The 13,920-nt window shown below is 61.6% G+C and carries 12 protein-coding genes; 4 read left to right on the top strand and 8 right to left on the bottom strand.

The features are described from left to right. Position 1 precedes the first annotated feature (1 nt). The 3 genes from E4P00_RS11685 to E4P00_RS11695 all read right to left on the bottom strand — a co-directional run bounded on the left by E4P00_RS11685 (position 2) and on the right by E4P00_RS11695 (position 3,457). Entirely contained in the window at positions 2 to 1,840 is a 1,839-nt protein-coding gene (locus tag E4P00_RS11685) for an amidohydrolase (protein WP_078821116.1), read from the bottom strand. Further along, positions 1,837 to 2,427 (bottom strand): antibiotic biosynthesis monooxygenase, encoded by a 591-nt coding sequence (locus tag E4P00_RS11690; RefSeq protein ID WP_032876263.1) that lies wholly within the window; start codon positions 2,425 to 2,427, stop codon positions 1,837 to 1,839. Before E4P00_RS11690 ends, E4P00_RS11685 begins: the two co-directional genes overlap by 4 nt. Positions 2,428 to 2,551: 124 nt before the next feature. Further along, entirely contained in the window at positions 2,552 to 3,457 is a 906-nt protein-coding gene (locus tag E4P00_RS11695; protein ID WP_032876265.1) for a LysR family transcriptional regulator, read from the bottom strand. A 203-nt stretch (positions 3,458 to 3,660) separates the two neighbouring features. Here E4P00_RS11695 and E4P00_RS11700 point away from each other — a divergent pair, with 203 nt between their 5' ends. Continuing rightward, on the top strand, positions 3,661 to 4,059 hold the full coding sequence (locus E4P00_RS11700) for an AraC family transcriptional regulator (RefSeq protein ID WP_005787660.1): 399 nt from the start codon (positions 3,661 to 3,663) through the stop codon (positions 4,057 to 4,059). 58 nt (positions 4,060 to 4,117) lie between these two features. Then, a complete protein-coding gene (locus tag E4P00_RS11705) occupies positions 4,118 to 6,889 on the top strand; it encodes a winged helix-turn-helix domain-containing protein (protein WP_248131523.1) in 2,772 nt (923 codons plus the stop codon). Here the strand turns inward: E4P00_RS11705 and E4P00_RS11710 are convergent. Both E4P00_RS11710 and E4P00_RS11715 read right to left on the bottom strand, forming a co-directional pair. Beyond that, on the bottom strand, positions 6,836 to 8,341 hold the full coding sequence (locus E4P00_RS11710; protein WP_248131526.1) for a winged helix-turn-helix domain-containing protein: 1,506 nt from the start codon (positions 8,339 to 8,341) through the stop codon (positions 6,836 to 6,838). The genes E4P00_RS11705 and E4P00_RS11710 overlap by 54 nt on opposite strands. A 95-nt stretch (positions 8,342 to 8,436) precedes the next feature. Further along, entirely contained in the window at positions 8,437 to 9,387 is a 951-nt protein-coding gene (locus E4P00_RS11715) for a GlxA family transcriptional regulator (protein WP_103734407.1), read from the bottom strand. Between the two features lie 181 nt (positions 9,388 to 9,568). Between E4P00_RS11715 and E4P00_RS11720 the strand changes: the two genes are divergently transcribed. Next, positions 9,569 to 10,291 (top strand): pirin family protein, encoded by a 723-nt coding sequence (locus E4P00_RS11720; RefSeq protein WP_005787654.1) that lies wholly within the window; start codon positions 9,569 to 9,571, stop codon positions 10,289 to 10,291. A 121-nt stretch (positions 10,292 to 10,412) separates the two neighbouring features. On the opposite strand, the gene E4P00_RS11725 is transcribed toward E4P00_RS11720, so the two are convergent. After that, positions 10,413 to 10,778, bottom strand: coding sequence for a hypothetical protein (locus E4P00_RS11725; protein ID WP_248131528.1), 366 nt, complete (start codon positions 10,776 to 10,778; stop codon positions 10,413 to 10,415). Between the two features lie 132 nt (positions 10,779 to 10,910). Next, complete coding sequence (locus E4P00_RS11730) at positions 10,911 to 11,870, bottom strand: helix-turn-helix domain-containing protein (protein WP_005787652.1); 960 nt, start codon at positions 11,868 to 11,870, stop codon at positions 10,911 to 10,913. Between the two features lie 109 nt (positions 11,871 to 11,979). Between E4P00_RS11730 and E4P00_RS11735 the strand changes: the two genes are divergently transcribed. Continuing rightward, complete coding sequence (locus tag E4P00_RS11735; protein WP_223018670.1) at positions 11,980 to 12,522, top strand: acyl-CoA thioesterase; 543 nt, start codon at positions 11,980 to 11,982, stop codon at positions 12,520 to 12,522. A gap of 6 nt (positions 12,523 to 12,528) precedes the next feature. Here the strand turns inward: E4P00_RS11735 and E4P00_RS11740 are convergent, their stop codons facing one another. Next, on the bottom strand, positions 12,529 to 13,881 hold the full coding sequence (locus E4P00_RS11740; protein WP_248131530.1) for a Fic family protein: 1,353 nt from the start codon (positions 13,879 to 13,881) through the stop codon (positions 12,529 to 12,531). Positions 13,882 to 13,920: the final 39 nt, after the last annotated feature.

The raw sequence follows: 13,920 nt of genomic DNA on the forward strand, positions 1-13,920 counted from the left end.
ATTAAAAGGCAAAGCACGAGCAGCCGAACGCGCCCCAGAAACCCTGGAAGTCGCTGACCGGCACGCTGGAAAGACGGGCTTTTTCATGGCTGTGGGCGTGTACGCCGCACGGGCCGCTGCACTGATGTACCTGCGCCTGCATCGGCGAAGTCGGGCGCCAGTGCCCCGGCACCTTGGCCACCGGCGACCAGTCCGGCAGCACCGGCACGCGCGGCGGGGCGTAATCTTCGAAGTCGCCAGCGCCGTAGACGACCTTGCCGCCGACCACGGTGAGTACCGACTCGATCCACTTGATGGCTTCTTCATCGACACTGAAGAAGTCCGCCGACAACGCGGCCACGTCCGCCAACTGGCCGACCTTGATCTGGCCTTTCTTGCCCTGCTCGGACGAGAACCAGGCGCTGCCGTGGGTAAACAACTCCAGCGCGGTAAGGCGCGGCAAGCCCTCGGCGTGCAGCTCCAGACCGCCGACCGTGCGGCCGCTGACCATCCAGTACAACGAGGTCCAGGGGTTATAGCTGGAGACCCGCGTGGCATCGGTGCCCGCCCCTACCGGCACGCCTTCGGCCAACATGCGTTTGATCGGTGGCGTGGCTTCGGCGGCCTTGGCGCCATAGCGCTCGACAAAGTACTCACCCTGGAACGCCATGCGATCCTGGATCGCAATACCACCGCCGAGGGCGCGCACCCGTTCGATGTTTTTCGGGGTGATGGTTTCGGCATGGTCGAAGAACCACGGCAGGCCATTGAACGGAATGTCACGGTTGACCTTCTCGAACACGTCGAGCATACGCGAGATGGATTCGTCGTAAGTGGCGTGCAGGCGGAACGGCCAGCGCTGTTCCACCAGGTGGCGCACCACCGGTTCCAGCTCCTGTTCCATGGTCAGCGGCAGGTCCGGACGTGGTTCGAGGAAGTCTTCGAAGTCCGCAGCGGAGAACACCAGCATCTCCCCGGCACCGTTGTGGCGCAGGTAGTCGTCACCCTGATGCAGGGTGACGCTGCCGGTCCAGTTCTTGAAGTCGCTGAGTTCTTCCTTGGGCTTTTGGGTGAACAGGTTGTAGGCGATGCGCACCGTCAACTGCTGGTCCTTGGCGAGTTGCTCGATCACCGCGTAATCGTCCGGGTAGTTCTGGAAACCACCGCCGGCATCGATAGCGCTGGTCAGGCCCAGGCGATTGAGTTCGCGCATGAATTGGCGGGTGGAGTTGACCTGATATTCCAGCGGCAGTTTCGGGCCTTTGGCCAAGGTCGAATACAAAATCATCGCGTTGGGCCGCGCCACCAGCATCCCGGTGGGGTTGCCGTTGCTGTCACGTACGATCTCGCCGCCCGGTGGGTTCGGCGTGTCCTTGGTGTAGCCGGCCACGCGCAGCGCCGCACGGTTGAGCAAGGCGCGGTCGTACAGGTGCAGCACGAACACCGGCGTATCCGGCGCGGCCTGGTTGAGTTCTTCCAGGGTGGGCATGCGTTTTTCGGCGAACTGGAATTCGTTCCAGCCGCCGACCACGCGCACCCATTGCGGCGTGGGGGTACGGTCGGCCTGGTCCTTGAGCATGCGCAAGGCATCGGCCAGGGACGGCACACCCTCCCAGCGCAGTTCGAGGTTGTAGTTCAGCCCGCCACGGATCAGGTGCAGGTGCGAGTCGTTGAGGCCGGGGATGACGGTGCGGCCCTTGAGGTCGATCACCAGGGTGCCGTTGCCGCGCAGGGCCATGGCCTCGCCGTCAGTGCCGACAGCGACGAAGCGCCCGTCGCGAATGGCGACGGCGCTGGCACGTGGGTTTTCCCGGTCCACGGTGTGGAACTGGCCATTGAACAGAATCAGATCGGCGTTCATAGGGTTTCCTTTACAGAGGCTTCAAGCCAGGGAGCGAACAGGCGGGTGGCTGCCGGCATCAGCAGGTACACCACCAACAGCACGATGGTGAGGGTGACCAAAAAGGTCGAGACCACGTAGTTGGACAAAAACGGATGCAGCCGCAGGATCGGCCCCCAGATAAAGGGCAGCAGCAAGGTTTGCGGCAGGATCACAAGCAGGCTGACCACCGCCTGCTTCCAGCGCGGCGGCTTGGCGGCGCCGTCGGCCTGAGGGGCGAACCAGAACTCATTGGCGCCGCCGATTTCAGTCTGATCGCCGTCAGCCAGCATCGGCGCGGCTTCGTCGATCAGGGCCTGGCGTTGTGGGGAGTCGAGCCACAGTTCCAGGGCATCGGTGGAGCTATAGCGCAATACGCAGGTGAACAGGGCCGTGCCGTTTTGCTGGCTGCGCACCACGTCGACGCCCAGGTGGCCGGGGCGTTCGCCAGCGATACGCACGATGCGGCGTAGCCAGGCTTCGTACTCTGTTTCACGGCCGGGCTTGACCCGGTGCTTGACGACCAGCGTGACGACTTCGTCAGAGCTGGTTTTAGGTGTTGGGTCCATGATTGGGTGACTCCCCCGCAGGATTGAGCGATGGGAGGAGTTTGCCGGGCCGGGGGTACTGGGAATTGGATGTATGTGCTGTCTGGGTTTCTGTGGGAGGAGATCACCGACAGTCACTTGGCAGTCAGCTCGCCGCCATATGCTCGGCAATCCGCCCGCGTAGCCAGCGCTCCGCCGGGTCATTGTCATGCACCCCGCTCCAGACCATCGACAGCTCCGCCGCATCAATCGCAAACGGCGGATCCTCGGCCCGCAAGCGGGTGCCTTCGGTCAACGCGCACGCTGCGTAGTCCGGCACGGTCGCGATGATCTGTGTACCCGCCAGCAACGCGCGCAACCCGCTGAACTGCGGCACCGCCAGCACCACCCGCCGCGAGCGACCGATGCGCGCCAGGTCCAAATCGATATTGCCGCTCAAGTCCCCTGAAAACGACACCATTGCATGGGGCCTGGCGCAGTAGTCATCCAGACTCAGCGGCGCCTCACCGTCATCCCCGCGCAACACCTTGCAGGGAATATCCCGCAGTTTCTTACGTTTGGCATTGGCCGGCAGTTCGGTGGTGTAGCTCACCCCGACCGAAATTTCGCCGCTGGCCAGCAGCGATGACATCAACAGGTAATTGGCCCGGCGCACCACCACGATGATGCCCGGGGCCTCCTCGCGCAATTGGCTGAGCAACGCGGGAAACAGCCCGAACTCGGCGTCATCGGACAGGCCAATGCGAAACACCGCGCAACTGGTGGAAGGGTCGAAATCCTTGGCGCGGCTGACGGCGCCGGAGATGGTGTCCATGGCCGGTTGCAGCTCCTTGAGTATTGCCACCGCACGTGGCGTGGGCTCCATGCCGCGACCGTTGCGCAGCAACAACGGGTCGTCGAACAAATCGCGCAGACGGCCCAGCGCCGCGCTGACCGCCGGTTGGCCCATGAAGAGCTTCTCGGCGACCCGGGTCAGGTTTTTTTCGAACATCAGGGCCTCGAAAATCACCAGCAGGTTCATATCGACGCGACGCAGGTCGTTGCGGTTCATGGCGGTATCCAGACAATTTGCAGAGGGCAAGCAAAGCATGCCCCGCACGCCTGCGATTGCATAGCCGTGCTGTCTTTTATGCGACGGCACCTGGCGAAATTAACAACGATTAACTCGTCAGCCAGGCGGCCCGGCAACAAGATAAGCCGCGTCTACACTGCATCCATTCACGGGAACGCTCCCATCGACTGCGGATATTTGTCATGGCCCGACTTGAGCAATATGCCCCTCGTTTGTCCGCCACCGGTGGCCTGTGCCCCCGGCGCGAGCGCATCGCCAAGCAATTGATCCTCGCCAATCTCGGCGAAAGCCTGGCCATCGCCGACCTGGCCCAGGCCTGCGCCTTGTCGCGCAGCCATTTCTCCCGCGCCTTCAAATGCACCACCGGGGTGTCGCCCCAGGAATGGATTCGCCAGCAGCGGATTCTGCGGGCCAAGGAATTGATCACCGGTTCGTCCTTGAGCCTCACGCAAATCAGCCTGGAATGCGGATTCTGCGACCAGGCGCACTTCTGCCATATGTTCACGCGTAGCGAAGGCGTGAACCCGATGACCTGGCGAAATCACCACTCGCGCTCCAAGCCTGCCGTGATCGCCGCCTAGTGGTCGTGACGCAGCTGGAATATGCTGGCCCAACCCCTACTCCAGAACCTGGGCAACCATGACAGACCTGAGCGACCAGGCCGTGCACTTCGGCCCCTACTGCATCCACCCGCGCCAGCGCCTGGTGCTGGAGGCTGGTCGCCCGTTGCGCCTGGGGCGGCGGGCGGTGGATATCCTGCTGATCCTGCTGGAGCAGGCCGGCAATGTGGTGAGCAAGCAGGAGCTGATCGCGCGGGTCTGGCCCACAAGCGTGGTGGAAGACGGCAACCTGCGGGTACACATGGCGGCGTTGCGCAAGGCGCTGGGTGACGGCCAGGCCGGGCAGCGCTATATCGTCACAGTCGCCCAGCGCGGCTACAGCTTTGTTGCGCCACTGAGCATCGAACCGATGACGCTACCCACTGACGGCGCCCCCCAGCGCCCGCGCCATAACCTGCCGCTGCGACGCACGCGAATGATCGGCCGCCAGGCCCTGATCGACGCGCTGGTGCAGCAACTGCCGCAGCAACGCTTCATCACCCTGACCGGCGCCGGTGGCATCGGCAAGACCACCGTGGCCCTGCGTGTCGCCGAATTGCTGATCGGGCATTACCGCGATGGGATTCATCTGCTGGACCTGGCGCCGCTGAGCGCCGCATCGATGATCCTGCCCAATCTCGCCGCCCTGCTCGGCCTCACTCCCGGCGAAAATGCGCCACTGGTCAGCTTCGCCCGCAGCCTGCAGGCGCGCCAGATGCTGCTGGTGATCGATAATTGCGAGCACCTGCTCGACGACATTGCCCTGATCAGCGAAACCCTGTTGCGCCATGCGCCGCACCTGCACATTCTCAGCACCAGCCGCGAAGCCCTGCGCGCCGAGGGTGAACATGTACAACGCCTCGAACCGCTGGCCTGCCCGCCCGCCACCGGCAACCGTGCCCAGGCCCTGGGTTACCCGGCCATGCAGTTGCTGATCGAGCGGGCGATGTCTCATCAGGACAGCTTTGCCCTCAGCGAAGCCGAACTGCCGTTGGCAATCGATATTTGTCAGCGCCTGGACGGCATTCCCCTGGCGATCGAACTGGTCGCCGCGCAGATCGAACGCTTTGGCTTGCAGGGGCTGCTGGTGCAGATGGAGGACAACTTCCGTCTGCTGACCCGCGGGCGACGCAGTGCCCTGCCCCGCCAGCAAACCCTGCGAGCTACGCTCGACTGGAGTTTTGACCTGCTCACCGAATGCGAAAAAATCTGCCTGCGCCGGCTCGCGGTGTTTCGCGGTGGTTTCAGCCTGGTCAGCGCGGCGGCGGTGATCGCCGGGGAAAACATTGCCCCGGCCCAGGTGCTGGGCTCCATCACGCAACTGGTGGCCAAGTCGCTGTTGAACGTGGAAGCCAGCGATGACGAGATGGTTTATCGCCTGCTGGATATTACCCGCACCTATGCCCTGGAAAAGCTCAGCCAGGCGGGCGAGCTGCACGCCACTCGCGAACGCCACGCCGCCAGGTGCCTGGCGCTGATGGAACAGGCGCAAGGCGACTGGGAACTGATCGCCACGCAGCCCTGGCTCGACCGTTACGCACCGCTGCGCGAGGACGTGCGCGCCGCACTCGACTGGAGCTTTACCGAGGAAAACGAGCACCTGTTGGCCATTCGCCTGACAGTCAGTGCGATGCCGCTGTGGCAGGAGCTGTCGTTACTGCGCGAGCACGGCGGTTATGTGCACAAGGCGCTGGCGCTGATTGATCAGGTCAAGGCCCCTTGCACCCAATTGACCCTGCAATTGCAGTTGGCTTTGGGCAGTCTTTCGTACCATGCCTTGGGCCCCGCGCCCCAGACCGTCGCAGCCTTCGTGGGTGCCGCACGCCTGGCCGAAATGAATCAGGACCTGGCCGGCCAGTTGCGTGCGGTCTCAGGCCATATGGCCGTGAACCTGTGTGCCGGACGCTATGCCGAGGCGCTGGAGCAAAGCGTACAGTTCGAGCGCCTCGACCCGCGCACCGAACCGCTGCTGGACCTCAGCGTCCAACGCTTGCGCGCGCTGGGCCAGCACTACATGGGCAATCAGCCGCTTGCTCGTCACCATGCCGAGCAGGTGCTGCAGCGCATGACCCACAGTGGCCACGTGAACCGCTTCGCCCATGGCGTGGGCGTGCAGTACGACCAGAACGTCGCGTCCCTGACCATCTTGGCGAGAATTCTGTGGCTGCAAGGCTTTCCCGAGCGCGCCTGGCGCACCGCCAGCCAGGCGCTGGAGCTGGCGCTGCAGATCAATCACGGCACATCGATTTGCTACACCCTGGCGTTGGCCAGCGTGGTAATCGCCCGCTACAACGGCGCCGAAGACGACGCACACGCGTTGCAAACGCTGCTGCTGGAGCAATCCCACAAGCATTCAGTGCAACTGTTCCAGACCTGGGCCGGGCATTACGCCGGCATCCTGGGTGACAACCATTTGCAGGGTCTGGGACTGATCGAGGATACCTTGATCACACTCGGCTCCCGTGAAGCCGACGCGGCCGCCATCGAAAGGGCACACATTGGCGCTGCCGGCTGGTGCGCCGCGGAAATCCTGCGGGTGCGCGCCGAACAGTTGGCGCGTCAAGGTGATATGCGCGTCGCTGAAGCCCTCTTGCTCCAGGCCCTTGGCCTGGCGCGCCAGCAAGGCGCGCTCGCCTGGGAGCTGCGATGTGCGCACTCCCTGGCGCAACTGTGGCAACAGCAAGGGCGCAGCCTGGCTGCCAGGAACCTGCTGAGCCCGATCCACGCGCAATTTACCGAAGGCTTCGCCACCCAGGACTTAATGCGCGTGCGCGGCCTGCTCGACCAGTTGCAAGACAAACGGCCGGCCTGAAAACGCATCCAGGCAGTCTCCATAACCTTGCTGCAACCGCTGCACCTGGTCCGGATCACGCAATTGTGCCAAAGCATAGCTGCGCACGCAGTTGAGCAACCGGTAGCGCCGCGGGCCAAGACCAGGCTCGATGACCAGCAGCGAGGTATTGACCAGACGCGCCAACAGATAAGTCAGGTCGGCGTGCTCAAGCTCGGTACCGCGTACCATCTCACTCAACGTGGGCAAGCTCACCGCCATCTTGAACAAGCCCAACTGCAAGAACAGCCAGCACTGCGGCAGGCTCAGACGCTCGTAGCTCCAATCCAGGGCCGCGGTCATTGAGCGATGGTGCTCTACCGCTGTGCGGCGACCGCGCGTCAGCCCCAGCAGGCCGCTGCGCAACTGCTGCTGCACTGCGCCGATGCCCAGCGCATCGACCTGGGCGGCCGCCAGCTCGAGGGCCAATGGGATACCGTCCAGGCGTCGACAAATATCGCGCAACGGCGCCAGGTCCTGCGGCCGCAATACAAAATCCTGCTGGCTGGCGCGGGCGCGGGCGACAAACAGCTGCACTGCGGGCCACGCCATGGCCTGCTCGATACTGCGGCACACCGACAGTGAAGGCAGTGCCAGCGCAGGTACACGCAACACCCACTCGCCGGGCGCCAGCAAGGGTTCGCGGCTGCTGATCAGGATACTCACCTCGGGCGCTCTTTCGCGCAGTGTGCGCACCAGCTTTCGACAGGCGCCGAGCAACAGGTCGGCACCGTCGAGCACCAGTAGCAGTTGGCGCGAGGCCAACTGGCGAGACACCTCATCGAGGCTGTCAGTGGGCTTGAACTGCATGACCGTGGCAACGCTGGCAAGCAGTTCGCCAAGGGTTTGCACCTGGGTCAGGTCGAGCCACCACACCCCGTCGCGATAGCGCGGCAACACGCGCTCGGCCAGGACCAGGGCCAGCGTACTTTTGCCGACGCCGGCCACACCGGTGAGGGTCAGCAAGCGTTGCCCGGACAAGCGCCGCGCCAGCAGGCTCACCAGCTCTTCGCGACCGAACACCGGGCTGAGCCGGGCAGCCAGGTTATGCGCGGCCGGCAGCGTCGGCACAGTGGCTTGCACGGGGCCGATGAAGCAATAACCACGCTGGGGGTGATTGAGGATCAGGCGTCGTCCGTCCAGCGCCCGGCGCAACGCGGCAATATGCACGCGCAGGTTATTGTCTTCGACGACGCTGTTGGGCCAGACCCGTTCGATCAAGGTGGCCTTGCTGATGAACTGCCCCGGCGCTTCCAGCAGTACCGTAAGAATATCCAACGCACGCCCGCCCAACGGCACCGGCCAGCCAGACTTGCTGACCAGACGCTGTTGCCGATGAAAGGTGTAGGGGCCGAAGCTCAGCGTCGCAGAATCTTGCATGTCCGTAACTGCGCTGAAACACCCGTGCTTGAGTGCCTGCGCATCCTTTTCCATGGGCTCGGCCCTATCTTGCCAGCTAGCGATGACAGGACAATGCTGGCACGGGGAGCGATACGGACAATCGAGTGCCTCAGACGGACATTGTGTCGTTAACTGAACTGTTGTCGGTATTGGGTCGGGTTCAGGCCCAGTTTTTCACTGAACAGAAAGCGCATATGCCGCACGCTGCCAAAGCCTGCGTGGAACGCCACGGTCTTGAGCGGCAGGTCGGTGGTTTCCAGCAGTTGCCGGGCACGGTCGATGCGCGCGCCCTGCAAGAACGCCATGGGCGTCATCTGCACGTCCTTGGCGAACAGTCGCGCAAAATGGCGTGCACTCATGCCGGCCAGTTCGGCCATGGACTCGATGGTAAACGGCTGATCAAGATGCGCCAGCACGTGGTTCTGCACGCGGGTGATCGCGGTTTCCTGCGGCGCTACCGCAGCCGTCATGGGGCTGAACTGGGCCTGGCCACCCTGGCGCTTCATCACCACCAGCAAGACTTTGGCCACATCCACCGCCACTTGCTTGCCATGGTCCTGGGCAACCACCGACAGGGCCAGGTCGATACCCGCAGTGACGCCGCCGGAGGTAATCAGGCGCCCGTCCTGCAAGTAAATGCGATCGGTCTCGACGATGGCGCTGGGAAAGGCCTTGATCAAGCGCTCGGTGTAGTGCCAGTGGGTCGTCACGCGGCGCGCGTCAAGCAGGCCTGCATGGCCGAGCACAAAGGCCCCGGTGCAGATCGAGCCGAAACGCCGGGCACGCGGCGCGGCGGCCTTCAGCCAAGGCAGCAACGCGGGATGGCATTCGTTATAGGCACCTGGGCCACCCGGCACCAGCAGCAGGTCATAAGCCGCCTGGGCCTGTTCCAACAGTAGATCGGTCTGGACCACCACACCATTGGATGCCCGCAACGGACCAGGCTCCGTGCCAATGGTCAGGATCTGGTAGTGATCGGCCGCCGGCAGATAGCGGTTGGCAATCGAAAACACTTCAAGCGGCCCGGCCATGTCGAGCAGCAGGAAGTCCGGGAACAGCGCCATGGCCACGGTTTTCATAAGCGGGAAATGTCCATCGAGAAGGAGTGCGACGGGCATTATGGCACGACTTTTACTGTCAACCTGAAGTTGACAGTAATTCTATTTCCACCTTCTTAATCAATCTTTTGTTAACCATTAACCTTCTTCTCAACGCAAGCGCTCTGCATCTCGCAGCCTGCGCTCACTTGAGGACTGGACCATGCTGACCCTTCGCAAAGCTTCCGAACGCGGCGCCGCCAATCACGGTTGGTTGAAGTCGTTCCACACTTTCTCTTTCGCCAACTACTGGAACCCTAAGGAGCAGGGGTTTTCCGACCTGCTGGTGATCAATGATGACCGTGTCGCCGCGGGTAAAGGCTTCGGCCAGCACCCCCACCGCGACATGGAGATCTTCTCCTATGTGCTTGAAGGCGCACTGGAGCACAAGGACACCCTGGGCACTGGTTCGGTGATTCGCCCCGGCGATGTGCAACTGATGAGCGCCGGCAGCGGCGTGGCCCACAGCGAGTTCAACCACAGCCAGCGCCTTGGTGTGCATTTCCTGCAAATCTGGATCGTGCCCAACGAAGCCGGCGCCAAGCCACGCTATCAGCAGGAGCACTTCAGTGAAGCGCAAAAACGTGGGCGCTTGCAGTTGATCATCTCGCCGGACGGCGCCAACGGTTCGCTGAAAGTGCGCCAGGACGCGCGGGTGTATGCCGGGCTGTTCGACGCTGACGAAAGTACCCGCCTGGAGCTGGCACCGGATCGCTACGCCTACGTCCATGTGGCACGCGGCAGCGTTGAACTCAATGGTCAGCGCTTGCAGGAAGGCGACGGTGTGCGAGTGCGGGACGAGCGCCAGATCCGCCTGAGCCATGGCGAGGACGCCGAAGTGCTGGTGTTTGACCTGCGCCCCAACGAACTGCCGCAGATGCCATGACGGTCACGGTGATGGCCCCGTAAGCGGGACCATCGCTGGCATCGATAGTCACCATCAGCGCAATGAAGTTCTCTTAAAACATGCAGCGCGTAACATCAAACCCATGCCAAACGGCACCCAACTAAAGCACTCGGAGCACACCATCATGAAACGCCAAATCCTGCTTAGCCTCGCTTTCTCGGTACTCGCTGCAAACGCTTTTGCCCACCCGGTAGTCGCTGAAGGCGGTGCCGACCGGCTGATAGAAACCCGTGTTGCCGAAGGCGGCGCGGATCGCTTGCAGGAACGTGGTCTGGCCGAAGGCGGTGCTGACCGCTTGCAGGAACGCGGTCTGGCCGAAGGCGGTGCTGACCGCTTGCAGGAACGTGGTCTGGCCGAAGGCGGTGCCGATCGCTTGCAGGAACGTGGTCTGGCCGAAGGTGGTGCTGACCGCTTGCAGGAACGTGGTCTGGCCGAAGGTGGTGCCGAGCGTCTGCTGAGCTCCCACGTATAACCCCGCGCTGTTTGCGGGATACCCCAAACCGGCCTGATCAGCCGGTTTTTTCGTCTGCGATTTGCTCGGCTGTCAGGTCGCCTCCGGGGGAAGTCGAATCGTCGCACCGCCCCTTCCACATTTGAGTCAGCCCTGGACGATCAGGAATTTCTTGCGATACGCCGCCGGCAACATACCCACCCGCTGCTGAAACAGGCGCCGAAACGAATTGCTGTCTTCATAGCCAACGGCATAGGTAATGCTGTCGAGCGTCATGCGCGTTGACTCAAGCATCTGCTTGGCCCGTTCCAGACGCAGGGTTTGCAGGTAGCCGATTGGCGTATGACCGGTGGCGTCCTTGAAGCGGCGCTTGAAATTACGCACGCCAAAGCCGAAGCGCCGGGCCACCTCGTCGATCACCAATGACTCGGTAAAGTGCTGCTCCAACCAGTGCTGTACGCGCAGAATCTCGCTATCCCCGTGGCTTTTGGGCAACGACCACATGGCATACACCGACTGTTCGGTGCGCCCGGTATCGATCAGCAAATATTTGCCGCAGGTATAAGCCAGTTCCGCAGAACCGAAGCGGCGGATCAGGTGCAGCATCAAATCCATCGCCGCCGTGGCGCCACCGCAGGTAATCAAGCGGTTTTCTTCGCAGAGGATCTGCCCCTCATCCAGACAGACCTGGGCATAGCGACGACGGAAGAACTCGGTAAACGCCCAATGGGTGGTGGCGCGCAAGCCCTGCAACAGGCCTGTTTCGGCCAAGAGAAACGCGGCCGTGCACATCGAGGCCAGCACTGCGCCACGACCATGCTGCTCACGCAACCAAGGGCCGTAAGCGGCAAACGTCGGCAAGACTTCCTTGAGGGTAAACAGAAAGCCTGGGATCAATACCAGGTCGGTCCGGGCCACCTGCGCCACGCTGCAATCCACCTCCAGGCGCTGGCCGCCCCATGTCACCACCGCCTGCCCATCGAGGGAAGCCAGCACCACCTCAAAGCACGGGCTATCCGCAAACAGGTTGGCCGCACTGAGTACTTCCATGGCGAGGGTGGCATTGGCAGCGGAACATCGGTCAGCCAGAAGCAAGGTAATGTGCATTTAAAAACCAGTTTGCGCTTTTCGCATGAAATAAGTCATTTGCGCACCTACCTTATCCGATTCCTCGCCTTTACAGTGCGGTCATTGTTCAACTGTCTGGCGTCTTTTCATGAATCTCTGGTTTCGATTACTGCACATGCTATTGCGTCGCCCCTGGCGCAAACCGGTACATGGCCTGGCCACTACGGTGGTGCGCATGAGGGTTTGGCCGTTGGACCTGGATCTGAACCGGCATGTCACCAATGGTCGTTATTTCACCCTGGCAGATGTGGCGCGCATGGATTTTGTGTTGCGCACGGGTGCCTTTCGTGTGGCGCTGCGCCACAAGGCAGTGCCGATCGTAGGCGATACCTGGGGCAAGTTTCGCCGCGAGTTGAAGCTGTTTGAGGTATTTGAAGTGCACACCCGAATGCTCGGCTGGGACCACAAGTGGAGCCTGATGGAGCACCGCTTCGTCAGCCATGGCCGAGTGATTGGCGTGGTGGTGATCCGTGGAGTGTTCCGCGGCGCCAAGGGCAACGTGCCGCCGTCGGATTTCGTGCGCGAACTGGGTCTGGAAGAGACTTCGCCGCCTATGCCCCAATGGCTCAGCGACTGGGCGCGCAGTTGCGATCAGATGAGTGCGCAACTGCGGGCAGAGGAGCAAGATTGAAAAACCCTAGCTTTTCGGCTTCAGCTTCTTCAAGTTGGCTTGACCATCCTCTCTGGCAACGTACAAGAAACTCTTGCCTTCCTGCACTTTGAACAGCACCTTCATGCCGGCCAGCCTCTCCAGGTCCTTGCGTGCGGTGTTTTCCGAAATGTCATAGTCGTGCGTGAGTTCCTTGGGCGTAAAGATGCGCCCAGGGTGGTGGAGCACTTTTTTCAAGAAATGCCCTTGTCGGTAATTCAGCTCAGCCTGCAATCCAAGCGTACCCAGCCAGCCCATCAGTTCCACGGCTTCTTTACGTTTGCTTTCAAAGTACGCCATGAATTCGTTAATGGCGCGCTCGATAACCCTTAATTGATAAATGACGAAATAGGTCAAATCAAAAGCGTCGGTTTCCGTATGAACATATGAGCGCCCATATTGCATGGGTGCCTCCTTGAGCAGTGTGCTGATGGAGATGTACTCAAAGGGCCAGTAACCGCTTTTGAGCATGAACCAGTAAAATAAACACCGCGCAGTGCGCCCGTTGCCGTCCCTGAATGGGTGCTCATAACCGAGCATGAAGTGCAGGATGATCGCCTTCACCACGGGATGGATAAAATGCCTGCCGGCTTGGCCGTCATGTCGGTCATTTGCAAACCGGCAAAGCGCTTCGAGCCTGTCCGGCAGCAGCGCTGCCTGAGGAGGTTGGTGAACGACTTCTTCCGCAGCCCCGCCCACAAAAATATCGTCAGCGATTCTAAGCTGCCCAGGATGAACGTCGCCCTCTTCAATCCCCGCCGTAGCGATGCCGTGAAACTCGCAGATCAGCGCGATAGAGAGGTTTGCATCCTTGCTGTATTTGGCCCGCTTCATCAGATGATAGTTGTTCAGGATCATCCGCTCATCGTCATTCTGCGGCGTGCGCTCCTTGGCCAACATGTCCTTGGCGATCTTGCGAGTGGTAGCAGCGCCTTCCAACTGGGCACTGGAGATTGCCTCCTCCATCATCAATGAATCGACCAGATACTGAGTGTTGTCGCGGTATTGAGGAGAGGAAGCAGTCGCCCCTCCTAGCCTGGACGTGACTGACTCCACGGCATGAATCACCGCGTCGCAAAAATCAGTGGTGTACAGGAAAAAAGGCCTGCCGCATTCACTGCGCAGCTCCAAGGTTTTGCTCGCACACGCACGGGACATTTTGATAGCGGCCCACGCGGCCTCTTTGTTGAGGCCCGGTGCGGGATAACGGCGAAACTCATCCCAGTGCAAATACCTACCTTTGTCGTCGATCGCCTTGAAAGTGCGAGCCAGCTCGAAAATTTCCAGGCCGTGGCGTTTTAATAACACCTCGAAATCAACCGGTTTCTGGATCTTAGCCATGGCCGAAACTCAATTTATTAAAATTGAGTTGATCGTTGC

The organism is Pseudomonas sp. B329, assembly GCF_023127835.1.
GTDB classification, from domain to species: Bacteria; Pseudomonadota; Gammaproteobacteria; order Pseudomonadales; family Pseudomonadaceae; genus Aquipseudomonas; species Aquipseudomonas synxantha_A.

Excerpts from the sequence above, each read along its gene's own strand:
- E4P00_RS11685 (WP_078821116.1), bottom strand. The coding sequence starts at position 1,840 with ATGAACGCCGATCTGATTCTGTTCAATGGCCAGTTCCACACCGTGGAC.
- E4P00_RS11690 (WP_032876263.1), bottom strand. The coding sequence starts at position 2,427 with ATGGACCCAACACCTAAAACCAGCTCTGACGAAGTCGTCACGCTGGTC.
- E4P00_RS11695 (WP_032876265.1), bottom strand. The coding sequence starts at position 3,457 with ATGAACCGCAACGACCTGCGTCGCGTCGATATGAACCTGCTGGTGATT.
- E4P00_RS11700 (WP_005787660.1), top strand. The coding sequence starts at position 3,661 with ATGGCCCGACTTGAGCAATATGCCCCTCGTTTGTCCGCCACCGGTGGC.
- E4P00_RS11705 (WP_248131523.1), top strand. The coding sequence starts at position 4,118 with ATGACAGACCTGAGCGACCAGGCCGTGCACTTCGGCCCCTACTGCATC.
- E4P00_RS11710 (WP_248131526.1), bottom strand. The coding sequence starts at position 8,341 with ATGGAAAAGGATGCGCAGGCACTCAAGCACGGGTGTTTCAGCGCAGTT.
- E4P00_RS11715 (WP_103734407.1), bottom strand. The coding sequence starts at position 9,387 with ATGAAAACCGTGGCCATGGCGCTGTTCCCGGACTTCCTGCTGCTCGAC.
- E4P00_RS11720 (WP_005787654.1), top strand. The coding sequence starts at position 9,569 with ATGCTGACCCTTCGCAAAGCTTCCGAACGCGGCGCCGCCAATCACGGT.
- E4P00_RS11730 (WP_005787652.1), bottom strand. The coding sequence starts at position 11,870 with ATGCACATTACCTTGCTTCTGGCTGACCGATGTTCCGCTGCCAATGCC.
- E4P00_RS11735 (WP_223018670.1), top strand. The coding sequence starts at position 11,980 with ATGAATCTCTGGTTTCGATTACTGCACATGCTATTGCGTCGCCCCTGG.
- E4P00_RS11740 (WP_248131530.1), bottom strand. The coding sequence starts at position 13,881 with ATGGCTAAGATCCAGAAACCGGTTGATTTCGAGGTGTTATTAAAACGC.